The organism is Micromonospora sp. NPDC048909 (genome assembly GCF_040649635.1).
Taxonomy (GTDB): domain Bacteria; phylum Actinomycetota; class Actinomycetes; order Mycobacteriales; family Micromonosporaceae; genus Micromonospora.
The window spans coordinates 388,220-413,346 of the sequence record NZ_JBEZFU010000003.1; the positions used below are offsets into that span (position 1 = coordinate 388,220).

16 protein-coding genes are annotated in these 25,127 nt (G+C 73.6%); 13 read left to right on the plus strand and 3 right to left on the minus strand.

Annotation, left to right across the window (positions count from 1 at the left end):
- Nucleotides 1–8 precede the first annotated feature (8 nt).
- From AB0C04_RS11155 to AB0C04_RS11185, 7 genes are all read left to right on the plus strand, one after another.
- Nucleotides 9–1,325 (plus strand): homoserine dehydrogenase, encoded by a 1,317-nt coding sequence (locus AB0C04_RS11155; protein WP_357052247.1) that lies wholly within the window; start codon nucleotides 9–11, stop codon nucleotides 1,323–1,325.
- 158 nt (nucleotides 1,326–1,483) lie between these two features.
- Entirely contained in the window at nucleotides 1,484–2,533 is a 1,050-nt protein-coding gene (gene thrC / locus AB0C04_RS11160; RefSeq protein WP_350871774.1) for a threonine synthase, read from the plus strand.
- A gap of 216 nt (nucleotides 2,534–2,749) precedes the next feature.
- Nucleotides 2,750–6,052, plus strand: a complete 3,303-nt coding sequence (locus tag AB0C04_RS11165; RefSeq protein WP_357051664.1) for an efflux RND transporter permease subunit — start codon at nucleotides 2,750–2,752, stop codon at nucleotides 6,050–6,052.
- Between the two features lie 123 nt (nucleotides 6,053–6,175).
- Nucleotides 6,176–7,405 (plus strand): MFS transporter, encoded by a 1,230-nt coding sequence (locus AB0C04_RS11170; RefSeq protein ID WP_357051667.1) that lies wholly within the window; start codon nucleotides 6,176–6,178, stop codon nucleotides 7,403–7,405.
- A 58-nt stretch (nucleotides 7,406–7,463) separates the two neighbouring features.
- Nucleotides 7,464–8,408 carry a homoserine kinase gene (gene thrB, locus AB0C04_RS11175; RefSeq protein ID WP_357051670.1) on the plus strand — a complete coding sequence of 315 codons (945 nt, stop codon included), beginning with the start codon at nucleotides 7,464–7,466 and terminating at the stop codon, nucleotides 8,406–8,408.
- A gap of 294 nt (nucleotides 8,409–8,702) precedes the next feature.
- The gene (gene rho / locus AB0C04_RS11180; RefSeq protein ID WP_357051673.1) at nucleotides 8,703–10,760 is read left to right on the plus strand and encodes a transcription termination factor Rho; all 2,058 of its coding nucleotides are present in this window, start codon (nucleotides 8,703–8,705) and stop codon (nucleotides 10,758–10,760) included.
- Nucleotides 10,761–11,469: 709 nt separating this feature from the next.
- Nucleotides 11,470–14,898 (plus strand): phosphodiester glycosidase family protein, encoded by a 3,429-nt coding sequence (locus AB0C04_RS11185; protein WP_357051676.1) that lies wholly within the window; start codon nucleotides 11,470–11,472, stop codon nucleotides 14,896–14,898.
- Nucleotides 14,899–14,971: 73 nt separating this feature from the next.
- On the opposite strand, the gene AB0C04_RS11190 is transcribed toward AB0C04_RS11185, so the two are convergent.
- A complete protein-coding gene (locus AB0C04_RS11190; protein ID WP_357051679.1) occupies nucleotides 14,972–15,868 on the minus strand; it encodes an AAA family ATPase in 897 nt (298 codons plus the stop codon).
- A 294-nt stretch (nucleotides 15,869–16,162) separates the two neighbouring features.
- On the opposite strand from AB0C04_RS11190, the gene rpmE reads away from it, so the two are divergent.
- A complete protein-coding gene (rpmE, locus tag AB0C04_RS11195; protein WP_046563792.1) occupies nucleotides 16,163–16,387 on the plus strand; it encodes a 50S ribosomal protein L31 in 225 nt (74 codons plus the stop codon).
- Nucleotides 16,388–16,496: 109 nt separating this feature from the next.
- Nucleotides 16,497–17,585 carry a peptide chain release factor 1 gene (gene prfA, locus AB0C04_RS11200; protein WP_357051682.1) on the plus strand — a complete coding sequence of 363 codons (1,089 nt, stop codon included), beginning with the start codon at nucleotides 16,497–16,499 and terminating at the stop codon, nucleotides 17,583–17,585.
- 18 nt (nucleotides 17,586–17,603) lie between these two features.
- Here prfA and AB0C04_RS11205 read toward each other — a convergent pair whose 3' ends face one another.
- On the minus strand, nucleotides 17,604–19,154 hold the full coding sequence (locus AB0C04_RS11205; RefSeq protein WP_357051685.1) for a GGDEF domain-containing protein: 1,551 nt from the start codon (nucleotides 19,152–19,154) through the stop codon (nucleotides 17,604–17,606).
- A gap of 73 nt (nucleotides 19,155–19,227) precedes the next feature.
- Between AB0C04_RS11205 and prmC the strand changes: the two genes are divergently transcribed.
- From prmC to AB0C04_RS11225, 4 genes are all read left to right on the plus strand, one after another.
- Nucleotides 19,228–20,187: a peptide chain release factor N(5)-glutamine methyltransferase gene (prmC, locus tag AB0C04_RS11210; protein WP_357051688.1), complete on the plus strand. Its 960-nt coding sequence runs from the start codon at nucleotides 19,228–19,230 to the stop codon at nucleotides 20,185–20,187.
- Nucleotides 20,187–20,828: an L-threonylcarbamoyladenylate synthase gene (locus tag AB0C04_RS11215; RefSeq protein ID WP_357052250.1), complete on the plus strand. Its 642-nt coding sequence runs from the start codon at nucleotides 20,187–20,189 to the stop codon at nucleotides 20,826–20,828. Before prmC ends, AB0C04_RS11215 begins: the two co-directional genes overlap by 1 nt.
- On the plus strand, nucleotides 20,829–21,440 hold the full coding sequence (locus AB0C04_RS11220) for a phosphotyrosine protein phosphatase (protein ID WP_357051691.1): 612 nt from the start codon (nucleotides 20,829–20,831) through the stop codon (nucleotides 21,438–21,440). It begins immediately after the preceding gene.
- A 110-nt stretch (nucleotides 21,441–21,550) separates the two neighbouring features.
- Nucleotides 21,551–23,662, plus strand: coding sequence for a transglycosylase domain-containing protein (locus tag AB0C04_RS11225; RefSeq protein WP_357051694.1), 2,112 nt, complete (start codon nucleotides 21,551–21,553; stop codon nucleotides 23,660–23,662).
- On the opposite strand, the gene AB0C04_RS11230 is transcribed toward AB0C04_RS11225, so the two are convergent.
- Complete coding sequence (locus tag AB0C04_RS11230) at nucleotides 23,637–25,127, minus strand: SDR family oxidoreductase (RefSeq protein ID WP_357051697.1); 1,491 nt, start codon at nucleotides 25,125–25,127, stop codon at nucleotides 23,637–23,639. The two genes, AB0C04_RS11225 and AB0C04_RS11230, sit on opposite strands and share 26 nt — an antisense overlap.

The window sequence follows — 25,127 nt, forward strand, 5'->3', positions numbered from 1 at the left end:
CGTCACCTGTGCGCCTGGCGCTGCTCGGCTGCGGCACGGTCGGCGCCGAGGTGGTCCGGCTGCTGCACGAGCAGTCGACCGACCTCGCCGCCCGGATCGGCGCCCCGCTGGAGATCGCCGGCATCGCCGTGCGTCGACTCGGCCGCGACCGTGGCGACCTGCCGGTCGACCCGACGATCTTCACCACCGACGCGCTCGGCCTGATCAAGCGGGATGACGTGGACGTGGTGGTCGAGGTGGTCGGCGGCATCGAGCCGGCCCGCGGCTGGCTGGTCGAGGCGCTGCGCGCCGGCAAGAGCGTGGTCACCGCCAACAAGGCGCTGCTCGCCGAGGACGGCGTGGCGTTGCACGAGGCCGCCGCCGAGGGCGGGGGCGACCTCTACTACGAGGCCTCCGTCGCCGGGGCGATCCCGCTGCTGCGCCCGCTGCGCGAGTCGCTGCACGGCGACCGGATCAACCGGGTCACCGGCATCGTCAACGGCACCACCAACTTCATCCTCTCCGCCATGGACGCCACCGGCGCCGGCTTCGCCGAGGCGCTGGAGGAGGCGACCGAGCTCGGCTACGCCGAGGCCGACCCGACCGCCGACGTCGAGGGCTTCGACGCGGCGGCGAAGGCGGCGATCCTCGCCTCGCTGGCGTTCCACACCCGGGTCGGCGCGGCCGACGTGCACCGGGAGGGCATCACCGAGGTGACCGCGGCCGACGTGGCCAGCGCCAAGGCGATGGGCTGCACCATCAAGCTGCTCTGCATCGCGGCGCGCGCGGTGGACCCGGCCGGCCGGGAGACGGTCAACGTCCGGGTGCACCCGGCGATGATCCCGCTGACCCATCCGTTGGCCAGCGTCGGCGACGCGTTCAACGCGGTCTTCGTCGAGGCGGAGGCGGCCGGGCAGCTGATGTTCTACGGCCGGGGCGCCGGCGGCGCGCCGACCGCGAGCGCGGTGCTCGGCGACGTGGTGGCGGTCGCCCGCAACCGGCTCGCCGGGGTGCGCGCGGCCAGCGAGAGCGCCTACGCCGACCTCCCGGTACGGCCGATGGGGGAGGCGCTGACCCGCTACCACGTCAGCCTCGACGTGGCCGACCGTCCCGGTGTGCTGGCCGCGGTGGCCGGCGTCTTCGCCCGGCACGAGGTGTCCATCGCGACGGTGCGGCAGGGCTCGGCGGGCTCCACCGGCACGCCGGGTCGGGGCGACGACGCCGAGTTGGTGATCGTCACCCACGTGGCGCCGGACGCCGCGCTCGCCGCGACCGTCCGGGAACTGCGTGGCCTGGCGATCGTCCGGTCGGTGACCAGCGTGCTCCGGGTCGAGGGCGGGCTCTGAGTCGTTGTCCCGGGTGACGGCGACGCGCCCCGGGTTGGGCGCTCGGCGGGTGTCCCGCCAGGTGGTTAACCGGCGACGCGGCCGGGGCTGGTCCGGCAGGGTGGTCCACGCTGGACGTGGTCCCAGCTCAGCGGCGCGGTAGAGGCGAGGAGAGCGACATGTGGCGGGGTCTGATCGAGGCGTACCGCGACCGGCTGCCGGTCACCGACGCCACGCCCGTCGTCACCCTGCACGAGGGGAACACCCCGCTGCTGCCCGCGCCGGTGCTCTCCGCCCGGCTCGGCTGCGACGTGCACCTCAAGGTGGAGGGCGCCAACCCGACCGGCTCGTTCAAGGATCGCGGCATGACGGTCGCGGTCTCCAAGGCGGTCGAGGCGGGTAACAAGGCGATCATCTGCGCCTCCACCGGCAACACCAGCGCCTCCGCCGCGGCGTACGCGGCCCGCGCCGGGCTGACCTGCGCGGTGCTGGTGCCGCAGGGCAAGATCGCGCTGGGCAAGCTGGCCCAGGCGCTGGTGCACGGCGCGAAGCTGCTCCAGGTCACCGGCAACTTCGACGACTGTCTCGCGCTCGCCGCCAAGCTCGCCCAGGACTACCCGGTGGCGCTGGTCAACTCGGTCAACATCGACCGGCTGCACGGCCAGAAGACCGCCGCCTTCGAGATCGTCGAGGCGCTCGGCGACGCGCCGGACATCCACTGCATGCCGGTCGGCAACGCCGGCAACATCTCGGCCTACTGGCTGGGCTACTCCGAGGAACTGGCCGACGGGCGGACCACCCGAGCCCCGAAGCTGTACGGCTTCCAGGCCTCCGGTGCGGCGCCGCTGGTGAGCGGCGAGGTGGTCCGCGAGCCGTCCACGATCGCCACCGCCATCCGGATCGGCAACCCGGCCAGCTGGACCAGGGCGATCGACGCCCGGGACGCCTCCGGCGGACTGATCGCGGCGGTCACCGACCGGGAGATCCTGGCCGCGTACCGGCTGCTGGCCCGGGAGGTCGGCATCTTCGTCGAGCTGGGCAGCGCGGCCAGCGTGGCCGGGCTGCTCCAGCAGGCGGCGGCGGGGCGGATCCCGGCCGGCGCCACCGTCGTCTGTACGGTCACCGGGCACGGCCTGAAGGACCCGGAGTGGGCCATCTCCACCGCCCCCGCCCCGCTCACCATCCCCAACGACCCGCTGGCCGCCGCCCGCTCCCTCGACCTAGCCTGACCCCACCCCACCCCACCCCACACCCGTCGGGCCCGGTTGATCATGAAGTCATTGCCGTGACACGCCGAGGCGCGCGGCAACAACTTCATGATCAACCGAGCTCGGGGTGGAGTCGGTGGGGGCGGGGGAGGGGTTCGGCACCCGGCGTGGGGGGCCGTGATCGGGTCGGGCACACTTCTGCTACCCCGCAGACTCTTCTAGGAGTGAGCCCAGCCGATGTCGCTGCTCGCCAGATTCAGCCTCGCCAATCGAGGGCTGGTCGCCCTCATCGCGCTGGTGACCACGGCGTTCGGAGCGTTCGCCGTGCCGTCGCTGAAGCAGCAACTGCTGCCCTCGCTGGAGTTCCCGGCCGCGTTCATCGTGGCCGCGTACCCCGGGGCCGCGCCGGAGATCGTCGAATCGCAGGTCGCCGAGCCGATCGAGAACAGCCTCCAGGGCATCCCGGGGCTGGACAAGGTCACCTCGACCTCCCGCGAGGGCCTGGCCACCGTCCAGGTGCAGTACGAGTTCGGCATCGACCTGGACGACATGGTCAACAAGATGCAGACCGCGCTGAACCGGATCGACGCGCAGCTGCCGGAGAGCGTGGACCCGCAGGTCATCGCGGGTAGCACCGACGATCTGCCCGCGGTGGTGCTGGCCGCGGCCGGCGGCGGCGACGGCGGGGTGCAGCCCGGCTCGGCCGACGCCGAGCGCGCGCTGGCGGAGAAGCTGCGCTCGGCCGTGCTGCCCGAGCTGGAGGGGATCGAGGGCGTCCGCTCGGTCGAGCTCACCGGCACCCGGGACGACACCGTCGTGGTCACCCCGAACCTTCAGAAGCTCGCCGCCGCGAAGCTTCCGCCGACTGCGATCGGCGCGGCGCTGAAGACCAACGGCGTGGCGGTGCCCGCCGGCGCGGTTGCCGACGGCACCCAGGCGCTCCCGGTCCAGGTCGGCACCCCGGTCGCCACCCTCGACGAACTGCGCGGCATCGTCCTCGCTCCCGGACCGGTCCCGGTCCGGCTCGGAGACGTCGCCACCGTCGAGGAGAGGCTCGCCCCGGCCACCGCGATCACCCGCACCAACGGCCAGAACAGCCTGGGCATCGCGGTCACGGCCTCGCCCGACGGCAACGCGGTGCAGATCTCGCACGAGATCCGGGACCGGCTCGACGCGCTGAAGGACGCCTCCGGCGCCCAGCTGACCGTGGTCTTCGACCAGGCACCGTTCGTCGAGAAGTCCATCGAGAGCCTGACCACCGAAGGCCTGTTGGGCCTGGTCATGGCGGTCATCGTCATCCTGGTCTTCCTGCTGTCGATCCGCTCGACCGTGGTCACCGCGGTCTCGATCCCGCTCTCCGTGCTGGTCGCGTTGATCGCGCTGTGGATCGGTGACTACTCGCTCAACCTGCTCACCCTCGGCGCGCTGACCATCGCGGTGGGCCGGGTGGTCGACGACTCGATCGTCGTGTTGGAGAACATCAAACGACACCTGGAGTACGGCGAGGGCAAGCGGGACGCGATCCTCACCGCGGTCCGCGAGGTTGCCGGCGCGGTCACCGCGTCCACCCTCACCACGGTCGCCGTGTTCGCGCCGATCGCCCTGGTCGGCGGCTTCGTCGGGCAGCTCTTCGCGCCGTTCGCGATCACCGTCACGGTGGCGCTGCTCGCCTCGCTGCTGGTCTCGCTGACCGTCATCCCGGTGCTGGCCTACTGGTTCCTCAAGCCGTCCGGCACGCCGGACGACGAGGCGGTGCGCCGGGCGGCGGAGGAGAAGGAGCTGCGCAGCCCGTTGCAGCGGGGGTACCTGCCGGTGATCGGGTTCGCCACCGGGAGCCGGCGCACCCGCTGGGTGACCCTCGGGCTCGGCATCCTGCTGCTCTTCGGCACGTTCGGCCTCTCCCGGCAGCTCGACACCAACTTCCTGGACGACTCCGGCCAGGACACCCTGAACATCAGCCAGGAGCTGCCGGCGGGCACCAGCCTGGCGGCCACCGACGAGGCGGCCCGCAAGGTCGAGGCGTTGCTGGAGCGCACCGACGGTGTCGAGACGTACCAGGTGACGGCCGGCGGCGGTGACTCGCCGTGGATGGGTGGCGGCGGGAACAACATCGCCTCCTGGTCGCTGGCGCTGGGCGGCGACACCGACGCCAAGCAGATGCGCGAGGTGCTGCGCGATCAGCTCGACGACCTGGACGCCGGCGAGTTCACCTTCGGCGGTGGGCAGGACGCCGCGGCCAGCCAGCTGGAGGTGGTGGTCCAGGCCGCCGACCCCGCCGTGCTGAGCCGGGCCGCGGACGCGGCGAAGGAGGCCCTGGCCGGTACGCCGGACGTCGCGGACGTCACCACCAGCCTGGCCGACCGGGTGCCGCGGGTCGACGTCACCGTCGACCGGGTGAAGGCCGGTCGGGCCGGGCTCACCGAGGCCGCCGTCGGTCAGCTGGTCGCGCAGACGTTCCGGGGCTCCCCGCTCGGTCAGGTCACCCTCGACGGCGCGCAGCAGGACGTGGTGCTGCGACTGGCCGCCCAGCCCCCGGTCAGCATCGAGGAGCTGAAGGCGCTGCCGGTCGGGCCGGTGAAGCTGGGCGACATCGCCACGGTCACCCGGGCCGAGGGCCCACAGCAGGTGACCCGGATCGACGGCGAGCGCAGCGTCTCGGTGACCGGCACGGCCACCGGCTCGAACCTCGGCGCCACCACCCAGGAGCTGCGTACGCGGCTGGACGCGCTCGACGTGCCCGGGGCCACGTTCACCATCGGCGGGGTCAGCGCCGACCAGGAGGACGCCTTCGCCGACCTGGGCCTAGCGGTGCTGGTCGCGATCGCGATCGTCTTCCTGATCATGGTGGCCACCTTCCGCAGCCTGACCCAGGCGCTGATCCTGCTGATCTCCATCCCGTTCGCCGCGACCGGCGCCATCGGCCTGCTGCTGGTCACCGGCACTCCGCTCGGCGTTCCGGCGCTGATCGGCGTGCTGATGCTCGTCGGCATCGTGGTGACCAACGCGATCGTGCTGCTGGATCTGATCAACCAGTACCGCGCGCAGGGCCGAAGCGTCCGGGAGGCGGTGGTCGAGGGTGGCCGGCGCCGGCTGCGGCCGATCCTGATGACCGCGGTCGCGACGATCTTCGCGCTGCTGCCGATGGCGTTCGGACTCACCGGCGAGGGCGGCTTCATCTCGCAGCCGCTGGCGGTCGTGGTGATCGGTGGTCTGCTCAGCTCGACGCTGCTGACCCTGATCCTGGTGCCGACGCTCTACACCATGGTCGAGAACACCAAGGAGTCGCTGCGCGAGCGGCGTCGGCGGCGCTCGGGCGGCGCACCGACGTCGACGGAGCCGGCCGGTCCGGCGGACGCGACGGGCGAGCCCGAGCCAGCCATGGTGGCCGCCGGGACGCCCGCTCGGGCGGCCGACGAGGCGGGGAAGCCGGCGACGCCGGCGCGGCCCGCGCCGTCCGCCGCGCTGGTCGACGGCACGGACCAGTTCGAGGTGCTCCGGCTGCCGAAGAGCCGCACCTCGCCGCTGCCGCCGACCGAGTAGCGACCACCGCGTACGCCCCCGGCGGGTCCGACCCGCCGGGGGCGTTCCAGGTCCGGCCGGCCCACCGGTCGGATCACCGACGGCACGCGGCGGGGCGTCGGCCGCCGGGTAGGGTCCTGCTCCGTGGCGTCCACCCTGTCGGTCCTCACCCGCAACCGGGATTTCCGCAACCTCTTCCTGGCCGAGCTGGTGGTCTTCGGTGCCGACTGGTTCGTCATGGTGCCGCTGCTGGTGCTGCTGCCGGAGTTGACCGGCAGCGGGGTGTGGGGCGCGCTGGTGCTGGCCGTCGACACCGGGATCGTGGCGCTGCTGCTGCCGTTCACCGGCACCATCGCCGACCGGTTCGACCGGCGGAAGATCATGATGGTGGCGAACGCCGGGGCCCTGCTCGGGGTGCTGCTGCTGCTCGGCGTACGCAGCGCGGGCACCGCCTGGCTGGCGCTGGCCGCGATCGGCGTGGTCGCGGTGGCCAAGGGCCTGTACTCGCCCGCCGCCCAGGCCGCGCTGCCCAACGTGCTCGAGCCGGACCAGCTGGCCGCCGGCAATGCGATCGCCGGCTCCGCCTGGGGCACCATGACGGTCGTCGGCGCCTCGCTCGGTGGCGTGCTCAGCCAGCAGGTCGGGCCGTACGCCTGCTTCTGGATCGCCGCGGTGGGCCTGGCCTGCGCCGCCGGCCTGGCCGCGATCATCCGACGGCCGCTGCAGGCGCCCCGGGATGAGGACCTGCCGCCGCAGCGGGCCTGGGCGGCGATCGTCGAGGCGCTGCGCTACATCGGGCACCGGCCGCGGGTGCTGGCGCTGGTCACCGTGAAGTCGGCGGTGGGGCTGGGCAACGGCGTGCTGACCGTCTTCCCTCTGCTGGCCGGGCCGGCCGGCACCGGGCTGCTCTTCGCGGTCCGCGGTGCGGGCGCGCTGGTCGGGCCGATCCTCAGCCGCCGGGTGCTGACCAACCGGCGCTGGCTGCTGCCCGGGCTGGCCGTCTCGATGTCGCTCTACGGGCTGGCCTACATCGGCACCGCGGTGGTGCCCTGGTTCCCCCTCGTGCTGCTGCTGGTCTTCGTCGCGCACCTCGCCGGCGGCAGCAACTGGGTGATGTCGAACTTCGCCCTGCAGGGCGAGGTCCCGGACCGTCTGCGCGGCCGGGTCTTCGCCACCGACATGATGCTGGCGACCCTGGCCATCTCGATCAGCCAGCTCGCGGTGGCCGCCGTGGTCGACGTGGTGGACGCTCGGGTGGTGCTGGCGGGTTGCGGCCTGGTCACCCTGGTGTACGCGATCGGCTGGCGGATCGCCACCCGCCGGCTCTCCCTCACCGACCCGGTCCTCGAGCCGGCCCCGGGCGCGGCGCGGTAGCGGTCCCAGCGTGCGGGCGGCGGCCCGGATCGTCGGTCCCGCGCCCTAGCATGAGCCCGTGCCGACGAACTTCACCGCCGGGCCGGTCCGGGTCCGCGTCCCCGCCACCAGCGCCAACCTGGGTCCGGGTTTCGACGCGCTGGGGCTCGCCCTCGGGCTCTACGACGACGTGGCCGCCGAAGTGGCGCCGGCGGGTGTCCGGGTGACGGTGACCGGCCAGGGCACGGGCGAGCTGCCCGCGGACGATCGGCACCTGGTGGTCCGGGCCATGCGGGCCGCCTTCGCGCGGCTCGGCGCGGAGCCGGCGGGGCTGGTCGTGGAGTGCGTCAACCGCATCCCGCAGGCCCGTGGGCTGGGCTCCTCGTCCGCGGCGATCGTGGCCGGCGTGCTGCTGGCCCGGGCGCTGGTGACCGACGGCGAACGCCGTCTGGACACCGCCGCCGTGCTCCGGCTGGCCGGCGAGTTGGAGGGCCACCCCGACAACGTGGCGCCCTGCCTGCTCGGTGGCTTCACGCTCGCGTGGACGGAGCCGACCGGTGCCCGGGCGGTCTCCCGGCGGGTCGCCGAGGGCGTCCGCCCGACCGTCTTCGTGCCCGCGGAGCGGGGGCTGACCGCGGCCGCCCGGGCGGCGTTGCCGGCCACCGTGCCGCACGGCGACGCCGCGTTGACAGCGGGGCGGGCCGCGCTGCTCGTGCACGCGCTGACCGCCGACCCGACGCTGCTGCTGCCGGCGACCGTCGACCGGTTGCACCAGGACTACCGCGCACCGGGGATGCCCGGGACGGCTGCGCTGGTCAGCGCGCTGCGTGCGGCGGATGTGGCCGCTGTGGTCAGCGGGGCGGGCCCGACCGTGCTGGCGCTCAACGACCTGCCAGAGGGCTTCGACCCGGGAACAGACTGGCAGGTCTGGCAGTTACCGATAGATGTCAGCGGCGCCCGGGTTGCCCGGGGTAGACTTGGACACGCCGAGCGGGACCCTGTTGCCGCAGGTCGGAAGAGTTGATTACGCTCTAGACTTAGCACAGCCGCGAAGCACGCGATCTTCCTGCGGGTCGGCGCACCCCCGAAGCTCTCGGCGGTCAGCCCGTCACCCCTGCCAAGGCCCACGCCGCACCGCAGTTTCCACAGGTCGCCGCAGACGGCGAGACCTGCTCACCGATGGTGGTGAGTCGGGAAACCACCGGCTGCTGTGTCACAGACTCCCGCGACGCATTCATGCGAGGCGGGTGCACCGAGGCCGCCCGGCCACCTGCTTGTCGACTCCGGGCAGTCCCGGCCTATCGAGGGAAGGAATCCATTGAGCGACACCACCGACGTGACGTCGGATGTTTCCAACGTCGCTGGCGATGCCACCACCGCCGCTCCCGCCCGTCGTCGGCGTAGCGGCACCGGTCTGTCGGCGATGCTGCTGCCAGAGCTGCAGAGCCTGGCCGCGTCGCTCGGCATCTCCGGCACGGCTCGCATGCGCAAGGGCGAGCTGATCAGCGCCATTTCCGAGCGGCAGGGCGGCGCCGCCGCCGGGACCCCTCGTCCGCGGGCCGAAGTCGCGGCCGCGGCCGCTCCCGCCCGTGAAGAGGTGCACGCCGAGGTCCGGGAGACCGCCGAGCGGCCGGAGGCCGAGCGGCGTACCGCAGACCAGGCGCCGGCCGAGCCGGCCGCGGTCGAGACCGAGGGTCGCAGCCGGAGCCGGCGTCGGGGTGCTGAGGCGCGGAGCGCCGAGGCGCGCACCGAGGAGGCCGAGACCGGCGAGCGCACCGAGGGTCGCGGCGGTCGCGACCGCAACGAACGTGCCGAGCAGCGCGCCGAGCGTGGTGACCGCGCCGAGCGCGGTGAGCGTGCCGAGCGCGGTGAGCGTGCCGAGCGCGGTGAGCGTGCCGAGCGCGGCGAGCGTTCTGAGCGTGGCGAACGTGCCGAGCGTGGCGATCGTGCCGAGCGCGGTGACCGCAACGAGCGGGCCGAGCGTGGCGACCGCAACGAGCGGGCCGACCGCAACGACCGGGGCGACCGCAACGACCGCAACGATCGCGGTGACCGCAACGAGCGTGGCGACCGGGGTGACCGGGGCCAGCGCGCGGAGCGGGACAACGACGGTGACGACGACGGCGAGGGCGGCGGCCGGCGGGGCCGGCGCAGCCGCTTCCGGGACCGTCGCCGTGGCCGGGGCGAGCGCCCCGAGGGCGGCGAGGGTGGCGGCCGTGAGCCGCAGGTCGGCGAGGACGACGTGCTCGTCCCGGTGGCCGGCATCATCGACGTGCTCGACAACTACGCCTTCGTCCGGACCACCGGCTACCTGGCCGGCCCGAACGACGTCTACGTGTCGATGTCCCAGATCAAGAAGTACGGCCTGCGCCGCGGTGACGCGATCACCGGTGCGGTGCGGGCGGCCCGCGACAGTGGCAGCGAGCAGCGGCGGGACAAGTACAACCCGCTGGTCCGCCTGGACACCATCAACGGCATGGAGCCGGACGAGGCGAAGCGTCGTCCCGAGTTCTACAAGCTGACTCCGCTCTACCCGCAGGAGCGGCTGCGGCTCGAGACCGAGCCGCACATCCTGACCACCCGGGTGATCGACCTGGTCATGCCGATCGGCAAGGGCCAGCGGGCGCTCATCGTGTCGCCGCCGAAGGCCGGTAAGACGATGGTGCTGCAGGCGATTGCGAACGCGATCACCCGCAACAACCCGGAGTGCCACCTGATGGTGGTGCTGGTGGACGAGCGGCCCGAAGAGGTCACCGACATGCAGCGTTCGGTGAAGGGCGAGGTCATCGCGGCCACGTTCGACCGGCCGCCGCAGGACCACACCACGGTGGCGGAGCTGGCGATCGAGCGGGCGAAGCGCCTGGTCGAGCTGGGGCACGACGTGGTCGTGCTGCTCGACTCGGTGACCCGGCTCGGTCGGTCGTACAACCTGGCGGCGCCGGCCAGCGGCCGGATCATGTCGGGTGGTATCGACTCCACCGCGCTCTACCCGCCGAAGCGCTTCCTCGGCGCGGCCCGCAACATCGAGAACGGCGGGTCGCTGACCATCCTCGCCACCGCGCTGGTGGAGACCGGGTCCATGGCGGACACGGTCATCTTCGAGGAGTTCAAGGGCACCGGTAACGCGGAGCTGAAGCTGGACCGGAAGATCGCCGACAAGCGGACCTTCCCGGCCATCGACATCAACCCGTCCGGTACGCGTAAGGAGGAGGTCCTGCTCGCGCCGGAGGAGCTGGCCATCATCCACAAGCTCCGCAAGGTCCTGCACTCGCTGGACTCGCAGGCGGCGCTGGACCTGCTGCTCGACCGGCTCAAGCAGTCCCGCACCAACATCGAGTTCCTGATGCAGATCGCGAAGTCGACGCCGGGGGAGTAACCCTCCCCGGTTGAGGATCCGACGAGGGGCACGGCCGTCCGGCCGTGCCCCTCGTGTCGTTCTCCCCTGCTCAGGCCCCCGCCGCCAGGTGGCCGGAGTTGCTCCTGGCAGGCTGTCGATCTGCTCCAGATATGAACCACGGACACGCTGCGCAGGCGCGACCGTGCGGCTCCGGCCGCGTGGCCTTCGGCTGCCGGGTCTGGCGCTGTGTGGGTCGGAGACTCTCCTGAGCAGCCGTTCGTTGTCCGCCCGACATCCGACCTGGACTCACCGGCTGCGGAGCCTGTCGAACTGCCCCAGATATGAACCACGGTTGCGCCGCGCTGGCCCGGTTGCGCCGCGCTGGCCCGGCTGCGGGGTCGGCGCCGCGCGGCCTGCGGCTGCCGGACATGGCTTCGCTTGGTGTCCGGCTGCGCTGCGTGGCGTTCGGTGTCGTGCGGTGGCGCTCTGGCTTCAGGCTCGTGCAGGTGGCGCGCCGCGTGGCCTTGAGTTGCCGCGCAGCTAGGGCCGCCTGGCCGTCGCCCGCCGGCCGTCAGTCGCCGCCAAGCTGGTGGTCCATATTTGGAGCAGTTCGACAGCGTCGGACCGGAGACTGGCAGCGGGACAAGGGCGGCCCGCAGACGCGGGCTGCCCCGAGGGGCTGAAGTTTTCCTTCGCGTTGGTCGGCAAGTATTGAAAGTTCTATTCAACCTCCGGTTGACTGTCGTCCATGCGTACCCGCAGACGATCCGCCCACCTCGCCGGCGTCCTGCTGTTGACGCCGCTGCTCACATTGGTCGCCCTGGTCGCCCCGGCGTCGGGCCCGGCCGCCGCGAGCCCCACCGCCGCGAGCCCCGTCACGAGTCCGGGCACCGCGGCTCCCGTCGGTGTCGAGCCGGCCGACGGCCTGGAGACCGCGAAGACCACCCGGCCGGTCGCCCCCGGCGTCCGGCTCACCTCGTTCGACCGGTACGACGCGGACGGGTGGCTACGCGCCGACGCCCTGACCGCCGACCTCACCGGCGGGATCACCGTCGACTACGTCAACTCGGGCGCGGTGAGCCGGGCCGAACCGCTGCGCGGCGCGGTGGACCGGACCCGCGCGGTCGCCGCGGTCAACGGCGACTTCTTCGACATCAACAACTCCGGCGCGGCGCAGGGCGTCGGCATCCGCGACGGCGAACTGATCCAGTCGCCGGTCAGCGGGCACCACAACGCGGTCGCGGTGACCACCCAAGGCGTCGGCCGGGTGATCGAGGTGAACTTCGACGGCACCGCCACCTTGCCCACCGGCCCGGTCCCGCTCACCCAGTTCAACAACATGGTCCAGACCGACGGCATCGGCGCGTTCACCGCGCTCTGGGGGACGTACCCCCGGGAGCGGGCGGTGGAGGGCTCGGCCCGGGTAACCGAGGTCGCCCTGGTCGGCGGCCGGGTGGCCGGTGTGAGCCCGGCGGCCGGCAGCGGACCCATCGCCGCCGGCACCACCATCCTGCTCGGCCGGGACGCCGGCGCCGACGCGCTGGCCGCGCTGCGGCCCGGTGATCCGGTCGACGTGACCTGGCGGCCGAAGCCGTCCGACGGCAGCGACCTGCACGCCGCGGTCGGCGGCGGCAACGTGCTGGTCCGCGACGGCGTGGTGCAGAGCATCGCGGACGCGTCGCTGGCCCCGCGTACGGCGGTCGGCTTCACCGCCGACGGACGCAAAATGATCATGTTGACGGTGGACGGCCGGCAGGTCGACAGCCGGGGCGTGGCCCAGACCGAGATGGGCCGGATGATGGTCGAGTTGGGCGCGCACCACGCGCTGAACCTCGACGGCGGCGGCTCGTCGACGCTGCTCGCCCGCGAGCCGGGCGCCGCGGCGGTCCAGGTGGAGAACAGCCCATCGGACGGCTCCGAGCGCGCCGTGCCCAACGGGCTCGCCCTCTACGCGCCGCAGGGCAGCGGCCGGCTCAGGGGGTACTGGGTGGAGACGGCCAGCGATCCGAGCGCCGCGCCGGGGGTCTCCCCGGTCCGTGGTGGCCGGCCGGACCGGGTCTTCCCCGGGCTGACCCGGCGGCTCACCGCGGCCGGTTACGACGAGACGTACGGCCCGGCGGCCGGCAGGCCGAGCTGGCGAGCCGAACCGGCGGCGGGTGGTCGGGTGAGCGCCGACGGCGTGTTCCGCGCCCTGCGGCCCGGGCCCACCCGGGTCACCGCCGGCCGTGGCCAGGCCACCGGGCACCTCGACCTCACCGTGCTCGGGCCGCTCGCCGGGATCGACTCCACAGTGGAACGCGTCGGCCTCACCGGACAGGACGGCAGCGCGCTCCTCGGCGTGGTCGGCGCCGACGCCGAGGGGAACACCGCCCCGATCGAGCCCGCGGACCTGCGCCTGGAGTACGACCACGACCTGTTGCGGATCGCCCCGAACGCTGACGGCGCGCTCAGCGTGACCGCGCTGAAGGACTCCGGCGCCGGCCTGGTCACCGTTGAGGTCGGCGGGCGCAGCACGGTGGTGCCGGTGACCGTCGGGCTGACCGACCAGCCAGTGGCCAGCTTCGACGACGCGGCGGCGTGGAAGTTCAGCCAAGCCCGGGCGAGCGGATCGGTCGCGCCGGCGCCGGGGCACACCGGCACCGGCCTGAAGTTGACGTACGACTTCAGCCAGTCCACCGGCACCCGGGCCGCGTACGCCGACCCGCCGGCCTGGATCGAGGTGCCCGGGCAGCCGCAGGCGTTCGGCATGTGGATCCACGGCAACGGCAAGGGGGAGTGGCCCAGCCTGCATCTGCACGACGCGCAGGACACCCAGCACGTGCTGCGCGGGCCCTACATCACCTGGACCGGCTGGAAGTACGTCGAGTTCGCCGTCCCGGCCGGAGTGCAGTACCCGGTGCGGGTGCGGCGCTTCTACGTCGCGGAGACCAACGCCGCGGCCCAGTACACCAGCGAGATCGTCATCGACGACCTGGTGGCCAAGGTGCCGCCCTCGGTGGACGTGCCGGCCGAGCCGTCGGCCACCGACCGGGTGGTGGTCCGCGACGGGACGGTCGACCGTGCGCCCTGGCGCTTCGCGGTGCTCTCCGACGCCCAGTTCGTCGCGGCAGACCCGGACAGCGACCTGGTCGCCCAGGCCCGCCGGACGTTGCGTGAGGTCAGGGCGGCGAAGCCGGACTTCCTGGTGATCAACGGCGACTTTGTGGACACCGCGTACCCGGCGGACTTCGCGCTGGCCCGACGGATCCTGGACGAGGAGTTGGGTGACGAGCTGCCCTGGTACTACGTGCCGGGCAACCACGAGATCATGGGCGCGCCGATCAGCAACTTCCAGGCCGTCTTCGGGGACACCTCGCGGGTCTTCGACCACAAGGGCACCCGGTTCGTCACGCTGAACTCGTCCACCGGATCGTTGCGCGGCGGCGGGTTCGACCAGGTGCGGATGCTGCGCCAGGCGCTGGACGCGGCGGCCAAGGACCCGGCGGTCGGCTCGGTCGTCGTGCTGCACCACCACCCGCCGCGCGACCCGAGCCCGGCCGAGGCCAGCGAGCTCGGCGACCGCAAGGAGGCGGCGTTGCTGGAGCAGTGGCTGGCCGACTTCCAGCACCGCACCGGCAAGGGCGCACTCTTCGTCGGCGGGCACGTCGGCACCTTCCACGCCGAGCGGGTCGACGGGGTGCCCTACGTGATCAACGGAAACTCCGGCAAGACACCGTCCACCCCGGCGGACCGGGGTGGCTTCACCGGCTGGACCGAGTTCGGCGTCGACCCGGTGAGCCCGGCGGAGGCCGACCGGGCCCGGCGGGACCCGCTGGCCGAGGGACCGCGCTGGGTGGACGCCGAGATGCACGCGCACACCGACCAGCTCGCTCTCGAGGCCCCGGCCAGTGTGAGGGTCGGCGCCCCGACGGCGGTCACCGCCACGATCACCCAGCCGGGTGGGCGGGCGGTCCCGGTGGCCGCGCCGGTGAGTGCCGACTGGTCGGCCTCGCCGGGCGTGCACATCGGGTCGGCGGCCGGGCTGCGTCCGTGGCACGTGGCCCGGTTCGACCCGGCCACCGGGACGCTGACCGCGCTGCGTCCCGGCGCGTCGCTGGTGCTGGCGGTGACGGTGAACGGAGTCCGCGCCGAAGCCACCGTCGCCACCGCCGCCCGGGCGGTCGCCCCGGCCGCCTGAGCCCGGGAGGGGCCCCACGCCTCGGCCGGGGCCCCTCCCACCGGTCGCCCGGTGAGCGCCGGCTCGCCCGCCGTCAGAAGTCGCCGTCGGCGACCTGGAAGACGGTGAGTCCGAGCGCCCGCCACATCCGCACCACCTGCATCCGGTCGTCGAAGACCCCGACCACCCGGTAGCGGCCGCGGATCTCCCGCTCGTAGATCTCCCGCTTGACCACCGAGTCCTTGCGCCGGTCGCCGACCGCCCGCAGGTGCAGCGCGAGGTACGGCACCCGGACGTGCCGCTGCAGCCAGTCCTCGGTGTCCGCCCGGGCCGACGCGTCCCGCCCGGAGCAGAAGACCACCGCGTACCCGGCGGCGTGCATCGCCCGGACCGCGGCGATCACCGCCTCGTTCGGCTGGTCCTCACCGACCCGGGTCATGTCGTACGGGCTGCGCGAGACGTTCAGCGCGACGGTGCCGTCGATGTCGACCAGGACGATCTCCGGCGCCCCGGCCGACGGTTCCTGCACCTGGGCGGGCCGGCCGGGGCGGGCCTCCGGCACCGGCAGCGGCAGGATCCGTCCGGCCAGATAGCGCTCGTGCAGCCGGCGGATGGCGGCCTCGCCGACCCGGTCGACCGCCGGCCGCTCGGCGTCGCGGCGCAGGCACTCCTCCAGCGGCACGTCGGTGAAGTCGTGCACCTCGAACTCGGCGCCGTGGCGGGCGGCTAGGTCGGCCCAGTCCCGCAGCGTCCGGGAGCGCAGGTTGGTGTCGTCGACGCAGACGTCGGCCCGGGCCCGCAGCAGCGCCTCGACCTGGGCCCGCTGGACGGTCGTCACCTGTGCCTCGGCCCACTGGGTGAAGAGCCGCTCGCCGTGCAACATCCGGCGCAGGTCGTCCCGGTTGACCCGGACCACGGAGGGTTGCAGCGTCCGGGCGAAGGTGGTCTTTCCCGAGGCGGGCAGTCCCCGGGTCGCGATCAGGCGCGGCATCCGCTCACCTCCGATTCACCCTGCCCGGCCCGGGCGGCAGGCGTGCCCCGTACGGGGTACGGCGAGGCCACGCCACGGGCGGTGAATGCCCCGTCGGGCGCCGGGAATGCAAGCCGGATGCCGGGCGTTGTCGGAGCTGGACCTGCTGTGCCGCCCGATTACGGGTCCGGCTGACGCCCATGGCACACTGGTCAATCGGCCACCGGTTCCGGTTCACGCCCGAGTCCGTCGCGTAGTCCGCGGCGGGGAGATCAGCGGCGACCCGGCGACCACCAACGAAAGGACCGAGGCGACATGAAGCCCAACATCCACCCGGAGTACGTGACCACCGAGGTCCGCTGCTCCTGCGGCAACTCCTTCACGACCCGCAGCACCGCCAAGGGCGGCGCGATCAGCGTCGAGACCTGCAGCGCCTGCCACCCGTTCTACACCGGTAAGCAGCGCGTGCTGGACACCGCCGGCCGGGTCGCGAAGTTCCAGCAGAAGTACGCCAAGGTTCAGGCCAAGAAGGCCAAGTAACTGCTCGTTCGGCGCCCGCGTCCGGTCTTGTGCCGGGCGCGGGCGTCGTCCGTTTACCCGCCCGTCGGGCGTCCACCGGTGTCCCCGCCGTCGAAGGAGCATCCGCAGCATGAGCAGCGAGCGTCTGGCCAAGCTCCTCGACGAGTACGCGGACCTGGAGAAGCGGCTGGCCGACCCGGCCATCCACGCCGACCAGGGCACCGCGCGCCGGGTCGGCCGCCGGTACGCCGAGCTGGTCCCGCTGCACAAGGCGGCCGGTGAGTTGGCCCAGGCGCGCGCCGACCTGGCCGCGGCCCGGGAACTGGCCGCCGAGGATGCCTCCTTCGCCGCCGAGGCCGAGTCGATCGCGGCGTCCCTGCCGGCGCTCGAGGAGCGCCTGGCCGAGCTGCTGATCCCGCGCGACCCGCACGACGCCAAGGACGTGATCGTCGAGATCAAGGCGGGTGAGGGCGGCGAGGAGTCGGCGCTCTTCGCCGGCGACCTGCTGCGGATGTACACCCGCTACGCCGAGCGGCGGGGCTGGCTCACCGAGGTGATCGACGCCCAGGACTCCGACCTCGGCGGAGTCAAGGACGTCTCGCTGGCGATCAAGACCAAGGGCGTGCCGGAGGGCGGCAACGGGGTCTGGTCCCGGCTCAAGTGGGAGGGCGGCGTGCACCGGGTGCAGCGCGTCCCGGTCACCGAGTCGCAGGGCCGGATCCACACCAGCGCGGCCGGTGTCCTGGTGCTGCCGGAGGCCGAGGACGTCGACGTCACCATCGACCCGAACGAACTGCGGATCGACGTGTTCCGCTCGTCCGGGCCGGGCGGGCAGTCGGTGAACACCACCGACTCGGCGGTGCGGATCACCCACCTGCCGACCGGCATCGTGGTTTCCTGCCAAAACGAGAAGTCCCAGCTGCAGAACCGCGAGCAGGCGATGCGGATCCTGCGGGCCCGGCTGCTGGCCGCGGCCCAGGAGCAGGCCGACGCGGCCGCCTCGGACGCGCGTAAGGCGCAGGTGCGGACGGTGGACCGCTCGGAGCGGATCCGCACCTACAACTTCCCGCAGAACCGGATCACCGACCACCGGATCGGCTACACCGCGTACAACCTCGACCTGGCGCTCGCCGGTGACCTGGACGGAGTGCTGGACGCCCTCGGCGAGGCCGACCGCGCCGCCCGCCTGGCCGGCGACACCGAACTCGCCCGGCGCTGACCTCGCCCGCCGGCGCCGTCAGGACGCCTTCGCGCGGGACTTGGCCTTCAGCATCTCCCGGTCGGCGACCTCGAAGGCGGTGCTCAGCGCGTCGCGCAGCGTCGGCCCGCCACCGGCGACCTCGGCGAAGCCGACGCTGACCCCGACCGGGGTGCCGGGGACCAGGGACTCCCAGTCCTCGCCGGCCACCGCCGCGCCGATCCGCCGGGCCACCTCGGCCGCCTCGGCCATCCCGGCCTCGGGCAGCACCACCACGAACTCGTCGCCGCCGTAGCGGGCCACGAAGTCGCCCCGGCGCATCACCCTGTTGATCACGCCGGCGATGCGCTGGAGCACCAGGTCACCGGAGTGGTGCCCGTGCCGGGTGTTGACCGCCTTGAAGCCGTCCAGGTCGCAGACCCCGATCACGACGCGCTCGCCCCGGGCCACCACCGCGGCGATGTAACGCTCCAGCCGCCGCCGGTTGGGCAGCCCGGTCAGCGGGTCGGTCAGCGCCTCGCCCTCGTAGCGGGCGGCCTCCCGGCGCATCTCCTCGTGGTCGATCCGGGCCGCGATGCCGTCGATGTAGACGTCGCGCAGCCGGTCGTTGCGCTGCGCGGCCAGTCGGAAGGCCAGCCGGTCGGCCCGGTGCGCCGCCGCGTGGTCACCAGCCCGGGCCAGCGCGATGCTGCGCAGCCGGGCCGGCTCGGCCCCACCCAGCGTCTCGTTGGCGACGTGGACGGTGTCCAGCCGGGCGACCGCCTCGATCGGCCGGCCGGCGGCGATGGCGAGGCAGACCTGGCCGAGCTCGCGCATGTCCCGCGCCCGGGCGCTGTCCCCGCCGTGCGAGATCAGCCGGGCCGGGTCGGCGTCGGTGCCGGACTCGATCCGGTCGCCGAGGGCGGCCCGGCGGGCCGCGGCGTAGCCGTACGCGGCGAGGCTGCTCGGGCGCAGCTGGCCGGCCCGACCGGCGCGGAGGAACCGCCCGAGGTCGCTCGCCACGTCGCGCAGCACCCGCAGGCAGCCGTCGCTGTCGCCGTTGTGGTCCAGCGCGACGGCGTTGCGCAGCCGGATGCCGGGGGCGGCGAAGGTCTCCTCGGGGATCCCGGCGGTCAGGCCGAGCTGGCGGGCGCGCTCGATCGCGCCCAGCGCGTAGCCGTGGAAGCTGAGGTAGGAGTAGGCCATCGCCAGGTCGTGCCAACCCCAGGCGGTGTCCCGGTCGGGGTCCTCCACCGCACCCAGCGCCCGGGCGGCCTTGACCAGGTGGGTGACGCAGCGGTCGAGCGCGCCCTGGTGGTGTGCGGCGAGCGCGGCCAAGGCGTTGAGGTGCCCGTGCAGGTAGGGCTCGGCGAGGTCACGGACGGCCGTCGAGGCCTCCTCGATGGCCCGGGTGAACTCCGCCGTGCGTCCGAGATTGATCAGAGCGGAGAGACGCTGGACGAGGGCGTCGGCCCGGGTGCGCGGGTCGGTGGTGCCGCGGAGCACCCGCTCCAGCACCGCGTACGCCTCGGCGGACCGGCTGGCCTCCTGCAACGCCCGCGCCTGTATCAGCGCGTCAACCTGGTCATCGACCCGGTCGAGCCAACCCACCAGCGACCTCCTGTCGATGTGCGCCTGGACGCACCCGCGCGTGACGCGACCCGCGACGCTTCATGATTATGTCGTGACCACCTTGCCGCAACACCCCCCCGAAGGGACCAAACGGGTCCGGCCCTCGGTCGCGGTCGCCCGGGCGGCCCGGATCCTCGCCACAGCCGGTGTGGAGACCGCCCGGGCCGAGGCCGAGTTGCTGGCCGGGCACGTGCTGGGGGTGTCCCGGGGGCGGCTGGCGCTGGCCGAGGGGTTCGACGACGACCAGCTCGCCACGTTCGACGCGCTCGTCGCCCGACGGGCCGAACGGGAGCCGTTGCAGCACCTGACCGGCGAGGCCGCCTTCCGGCACCTGGAGCTGGCCGTCGGGCCGGGCGTCTTCGTGCCCCGGCCGGAGACCGAGCTGCTCGCCGGCTGGGGGATCGAACAGGCCCGGCGTCCCGGGTCGGGTGGGGACGTGCCGCTGGTCGTCGACCTGTGCAGCGGTTCCGGCGCGATAGCGCTCGCGGTGGCCCAGGAGCTGCCCGGGGCGCGGGTCGTGGCGGTGGAACGCTCCCCGGCGGCGCTGCGCTGGCTGCGCCGCAACGCGGCGGACCGGGCCACGGCGGGGGACCGGCCGATCGAGGTGGTCGAGGCCGACGTCACCGCGCCGGACCTGCTGGATTACCTGGTCGGCCAGGTGGATGTGCTGCTCTGCAACCCGCCGTACGTGCCGGCCGACACGGTCGTGCCGCCCGAGGTGGCCGGGCACGACCCGACGGAGGCGGTCTTCGGCGGCGTGGACGGGTTGGCGGTGATCCGACCGGTGGCCGCCCGGGCCGCGGTGCTGCTGCGCCCCGGCGGGTGGCTCGGCATCGAGCACGACGACACGCACGGCGCGGACGTGCCGGCGCTGCTCGTCGCGGACGGCCGGTTCGCCGCCGTCACCGCGCATCGGGACCTGGCGGGGCGGCCCCGGTTCACCACCGCGTCCCGCCGGTCGGACGGCCGCCGCCCCGACCTCGGCCCGGCGTGGCAGACTGGCTCCTCGTGATGCTCTACGACTGCCGGTCACCCGCAGATCGCGACCGCGGCATCGCTGCGGCCATCGAGGCGGTCAAGAACGGCGAACTGGTCGTCCTGCCGACAGACACGGTCTACGGCATCGGCGCGGACGCTTTCACCCCGTACGCCGTCAAGGCGTTGCTGGACGCTAAGGGCCGGGACCGGCAGATGCCGCCACCGGTGCTGATCGGCTCCCGGCACACCCTCGACGGTCTGGTCTTCTCGCTGCCCCGGGCGGCCCGCGACCTGGTCGAGGCGTTCTGGCCGGGCGCGCTGACCATCGTTGTCGAGCACTCGCCGACCCTGCAGTGGGACCTCGGCGACAAGACCGGCACGGTGGCGGTACGGATGCCGCTGCACCCGGTGGCGCTGGAGGTGCTGCGGGAGACCGGCCCGATGGCCGTCTCCTCGGCCAACAAGACCGGCCAGCCGGCCGCGGTCACCGCCGAGGAGGCGCGGGACCAGCTCGGCTACTCGGTCCGCGCCTACCTGGAGGCCGGCCCCTGCCCGGACCCGGTGCCGAGCACGATCGTGGACCTCACCGGCGAGGTGCCGCGGCTGCTGCGTCAGGGCGCGATCCCGCTGGAGAAGCTCCGCGACGTGGTGCCGGACATCGTCGAGGGGGCGTAGGTGCCGCCGTTCACCGTCCTGCACGTCTGCATGGGCAACATCTGCCGGTCGCCGATGGCCGAGCGGCTGCTCGCCCTGGCGGTGCGCGAGCGGATGGCCCGGCGCGGCCTGGACCCGGCCGGCGGTGACGACCTGCTGCACAGCCACAGCGCCGGCACCGGCGGCTGGCACGCGGGCGAGGAGATGAACCCGCCGGCGGCCCGGCAGGTCACCACCCGTGGCGGTGACGTCGGTGGGTTCGCCGCCCGCAAGCTCCGCTCGGAGCACATCGACGCCGCGGACCTCGTCCTCACCGCCACCGCCGACCAGCAGGAGTACGTGCTGGCGCTGCGCCCCGACGCCGCCGAGCGCACCTTCGTGCTGGGCGAGTTCGGCCGGTTGCTGGGGTCGGTGGACACCGCCGGGCTGCCGCCGGGCGAGGCGACCCCGGAGGCGGTGTACGCCCGGGGCGTGGCGCTGGTGGCGGCGGCGCACGCGGGCCGCCGGGGCACGGCCGTGCTGCCCACCGACGACCTGGACGACCCGTGGGGCCGCGGCGACCAGTGTTTCAGCCGGGTGGCGGACGAGATCGAGGAGACGGTGCAGCCGCTCGCGGCCGCCCTTCTGCCCTGAGTGTCCGCCTCGCGAATTTCCTCCGGGTTTGCGGAAAACCGGCGGCTAACAGGGCATTCGGGGTCATTCTGAACGGGTCCTAGCGTGACCGGCTCCTGCGGGGAGAGCTGATGACCCGGGCCCATCTCGACAAAGTGCTGACCGTACTGATCGCCGGCGTGCTGGCCGGAGTGGTGCTGGCGGCGGCCGCCCTGCCGGTCGCGCTGGTGTTCGGGATCGGCTTCAGCGCGCTCTCCACGCCCTACTCGGAGCTGCCGAACACGCTGCGCACGCCGCCCACCGCCCAGCGCTCCAACCTCTACGCCAACGACGGCACCACCCTGATCACCTCCTTCTACCAGGAGGACCGGGTGGACGTGCCGTTGCACGACGTCGCGCCGGTGATGCGCCAGGCGATCGTGGCCGCCGAGGACGTCCGCTTCTACCAGCACAGCGGCGTCGACCTGCGCGGCGTGGCGCGCGCGTTCACCGTCAACCAGCGCGACGGCGAGACCCGGCAGGGCGCCTCGACGCTGACCATGCAGTACGTCCGCAACGTGCTGCGCAGCGACCCCCGGCTCACCGAGCAGCAGCGTGAGGCGGCCACCGAGGTGACCAGCGCCCGCAAGGTCCAGGAGATGCGCTACGCGCTCGCCCTGGAGCGCGAGCTGGACAAGGAGGAGATCCTCACCCGGTACCTGAACATCGCCTACTTCGGCGCCGGGGCGTACGGGATCGCGGCGGCGAGCAAGCGGTACCTGTCGAAGACGCCCAAGGAACTCACCCTCGCCGACGCGGCGCTGCTCGCCGGGCTGGTGCGCTCGCCGCACACCGACGACCCGATCAACGGCGACGCCGACGCGGCGCTCAGCCGGCGGGCGTACGTGCTGGACCGGCTGGTGGAGTCCGGCCAGGTCCCGGCCGAGCGGGCGGCGTCGGCCAAGGCCGAGCCGCTGAAGCTGCGCCCGAGCGCCACCCCGAACGACTGCACGGCCGTGCCCGAGGAGCGCAACGACTGGGGCTATTTCTGCGACTGGTTCACCCGCTGGTGGGCGGCCCAGCCGGCCTTCGGCGCGACGGCGGACGAGCGGCAGCGCACCCTGCGCCGCGGCGGCTTCAGGATCGTCTCGTCGCTGGACCCGGCGGTGCAGCGGACCACCGTCGAGCAGGTGCGGCGGGTCTACCCGGTGACCGACCGCCGGGCGGTGCCGACCGCGGTGGTCCAGCCCGGCACCGGCCGGGTGCTCGCCATGGCGGTGAACCGCAACTACAGCGTGGCCGACAACCCGGCCGGGCAGAAGAACCACCCGAACACGGTCAACCAGCTGATCGCCGGTGGCGGCACGATCGAGGGCTACCAGGGCGGGTCGACGTTCAAGCTCTTCACCATGCTGGCCGCGCTGGAGGCCGGCCTGCCGTTGCAGACCGAGTACGACGCGCCGGGCCGGCTGCTCACCGAATTCCCGGTCACCGGGCCGGCGAGCTGCGACGGCCGCTGGTGCCCGGAGAACTCCTCCGCGTCGATGGACGGCCGGCAGAGCATGTGGAGCGCCTTCGGCCGCTCGGTGAACACCTATTTCGCCTGGCTCACCGAGCGGGTCGGCGCGGACCGGGTGGTGGAGATGGCCGAGCGGCTCGGCATCGTGTTCCGGTCCGACGCCGATGCCCGGTTGGCCCGGTACGGCGCGAAGAACTGGGGCCCGTTCACCCTCGGCGTCTCCGCCACCACCCCGCTCGACCTGGCCACCGCGTACGCCACGGTGGCGGCGGAGGGGACCTGGTGCGCGCCGTCCCCGGTGGTGTCGATCAACGACGCGGCGGGCCAGCCGGTGGACGCCGCCCAGCCGGACTGCCGTCAGGTGCTCGACACCGACGTGGCCCGGGCGGCCGCCGACGCGGCCCGCTGCCCGGTCGGCGACCAGTCGATGTACCACCGGTGCGAGGGTGGCACCGCGGAGGGGCTGCGCAAGCGGCTCGGCCGGCCGGTGGCCGGCAAGACGGGCAGCTCCGAGCGGTACGAGACGGAGACGGTGGTCGCCTTCACGCCGCAGCTGGCGGTCGCCTCGCTGGCGACCAACCCGGACGACCCGCGGGACGCGGTCGGCCAGGCGGTGCAGGCTGAGCTGGTGCAGGCGGTCGGCGAGGTGCTCTCGTTCGGCCTCCGGGATCAGCCGGTACGCGACTTCGTGCCGCCCAGCGAGCGAACCGCCCTGCAGGTCACCGGCGCCCGGACGGGGAACTGACGACCCCCGCGTCCTGCTCCGCGCCGCGCGCGATGTTGCGGGCCATGCCGCCGAAGACCGCCGCGTGGAACGGCGCCACGGCGCCCCAGTAGGCGTGCCCGGCCAGCCCGCGCGGCAGGAACACGGCGCGCTGCTGGTACCGGCTGCGCCCGCCGTCGGCGGGCAGCGCCCGCATCTCCAGCCAGGCCCGGCCGGGCAGCCGCATCTCCGCGCGCAGCCGCAGCAGCTCGCCCGGGACGATCTCCTCCACCCGCCAGAAGTCCAGCGCCTCGCCGACCTGGAGCCGGTGCGGGTCGCGCCGGCCCCGGCGCAGCCCCACCCCGCCGATCAGCCGGTCCAGCCAGCCCCGGACCGACCAGGCCAGCGGGAAGGAGTACCAGCCGTGTTCGCCACCGACCCCCTCGATGACCCGCCAGAGCGCCTCCGGTGAGGCGTCCACCGCCCGCTCCCGATGGTCGGTGTAGGCGGTGCCGCCCGACCACGCCGGGTCGCTCGGCAGCGGTTCGGCCGGCGCGTCCGGTCCGCTCGCGTTCGACCAGCGGGTCTCCACCTGGGCGTCGCGCACCATGGTCAGGGCCAGCTCGACCGCCTGGTCGAAGCCGGTCAGTCCACCCGGCGGGTCGGGGATGTACCGGGCGATGTCGTGCTCGGTGGCGACCGCCTCATGGATCAGGCTCTCCACCAGCGGCCGGGCGATCGCGTTCGGCACCGGGGTGACCAGCCCGACCCAGTGCGAGGAGAGCGACGGCGTCAGCGGCCGTACCGGCACGATGATCCGTCGGGGCAGCCCGGCCACCCGGGCGTAGCGCTGCATCATGTCGCGGAAGGTGAGCACGTCCGGCCCGCCGATGTCGAACCCCCGGTTGACCTCGGGCGGCAGGCCGGCACAGCCGACCAGGTAGCGCAGCACGTCGCGTACCGCGATCGGCTGGATCCGGTTGCTCACCCAGCGCGGGGTCACCATGACCGGCAGCCGCTCGGTCAGGTAGCGCAGCATCTCGAACGAGGCCGAGCCGGACCCGATGATCACCGCCGCCCGGAGCACCGCGGTCGGCACCCCGCTCGCCAGCAGGATCCGCGCCACCTCGGCCCGGGAGCGCAGGTGCGCCGAGGGCTCGTCGTCCGCCGCCGGCTGCGGCCCGCCGAGGTAGACGATGCGGCGTACGCCGGCGGCCCGGGCCGCGGCCGCGAACGACTCCGCCGCCTCCCGGTCGGCCGACTCGAACCCGGCCTGGCCGAGCGAGTGCACCAGGTAGTACGCCACGTCGACGTCGGCGAACGCGGCCGGCAGGGTCTCCGGTCGACGCAGGTCACCCTCGACGATCTCGACCGCTGCGGCCCACGGCACATCCCGCAGCCGGCCGGCGTGTCGGGCCAGGCAGCGCAGCTGGTGACCGTCGGCCAGCAGCCGGGGCGTCAGCCGCCCGCCGATGTAACCCGTCGCGCCGGTGACGAGGCATCTCAT

What these genes read in the sequence shown, in the direction of transcription:
- AB0C04_RS11225 (WP_357051694.1), top strand. Translation starts at nt 21,551, where the DNA reads ATGACCCGGGCCCATCTCGACAAAGTGCTGACCGTACTGATCGCCGGC.
- AB0C04_RS11165 (WP_357051664.1), top strand. Translation starts at nt 2,750, where the DNA reads ATGTCGCTGCTCGCCAGATTCAGCCTCGCCAATCGAGGGCTGGTCGCC.
- AB0C04_RS11185 (WP_357051676.1), top strand. Translation starts at nt 11,470, where the DNA reads ATGCGTACCCGCAGACGATCCGCCCACCTCGCCGGCGTCCTGCTGTTG.
- thrC (WP_350871774.1), top strand. Translation starts at nt 1,484, where the DNA reads ATGTGGCGGGGTCTGATCGAGGCGTACCGCGACCGGCTGCCGGTCACC.
- AB0C04_RS11230 (WP_357051697.1), bottom strand. Translation starts at nt 25,127, where the DNA reads ATGAGATGCCTCGTCACCGGCGCGACGGGTTACATCGGCGGGCGGCTG.
- rpmE (WP_046563792.1), top strand. Translation starts at nt 16,163, where the DNA reads ATGAAGCCCAACATCCACCCGGAGTACGTGACCACCGAGGTCCGCTGC.
- AB0C04_RS11190 (WP_357051679.1), bottom strand. Translation starts at nt 15,868, where the DNA reads ATGCCGCGCCTGATCGCGACCCGGGGACTGCCCGCCTCGGGAAAGACC.
- prfA (WP_357051682.1), top strand. Translation starts at nt 16,497, where the DNA reads ATGAGCAGCGAGCGTCTGGCCAAGCTCCTCGACGAGTACGCGGACCTG.
- AB0C04_RS11215 (WP_357052250.1), top strand. Translation starts at nt 20,187, where the DNA reads ATGCTCTACGACTGCCGGTCACCCGCAGATCGCGACCGCGGCATCGCT.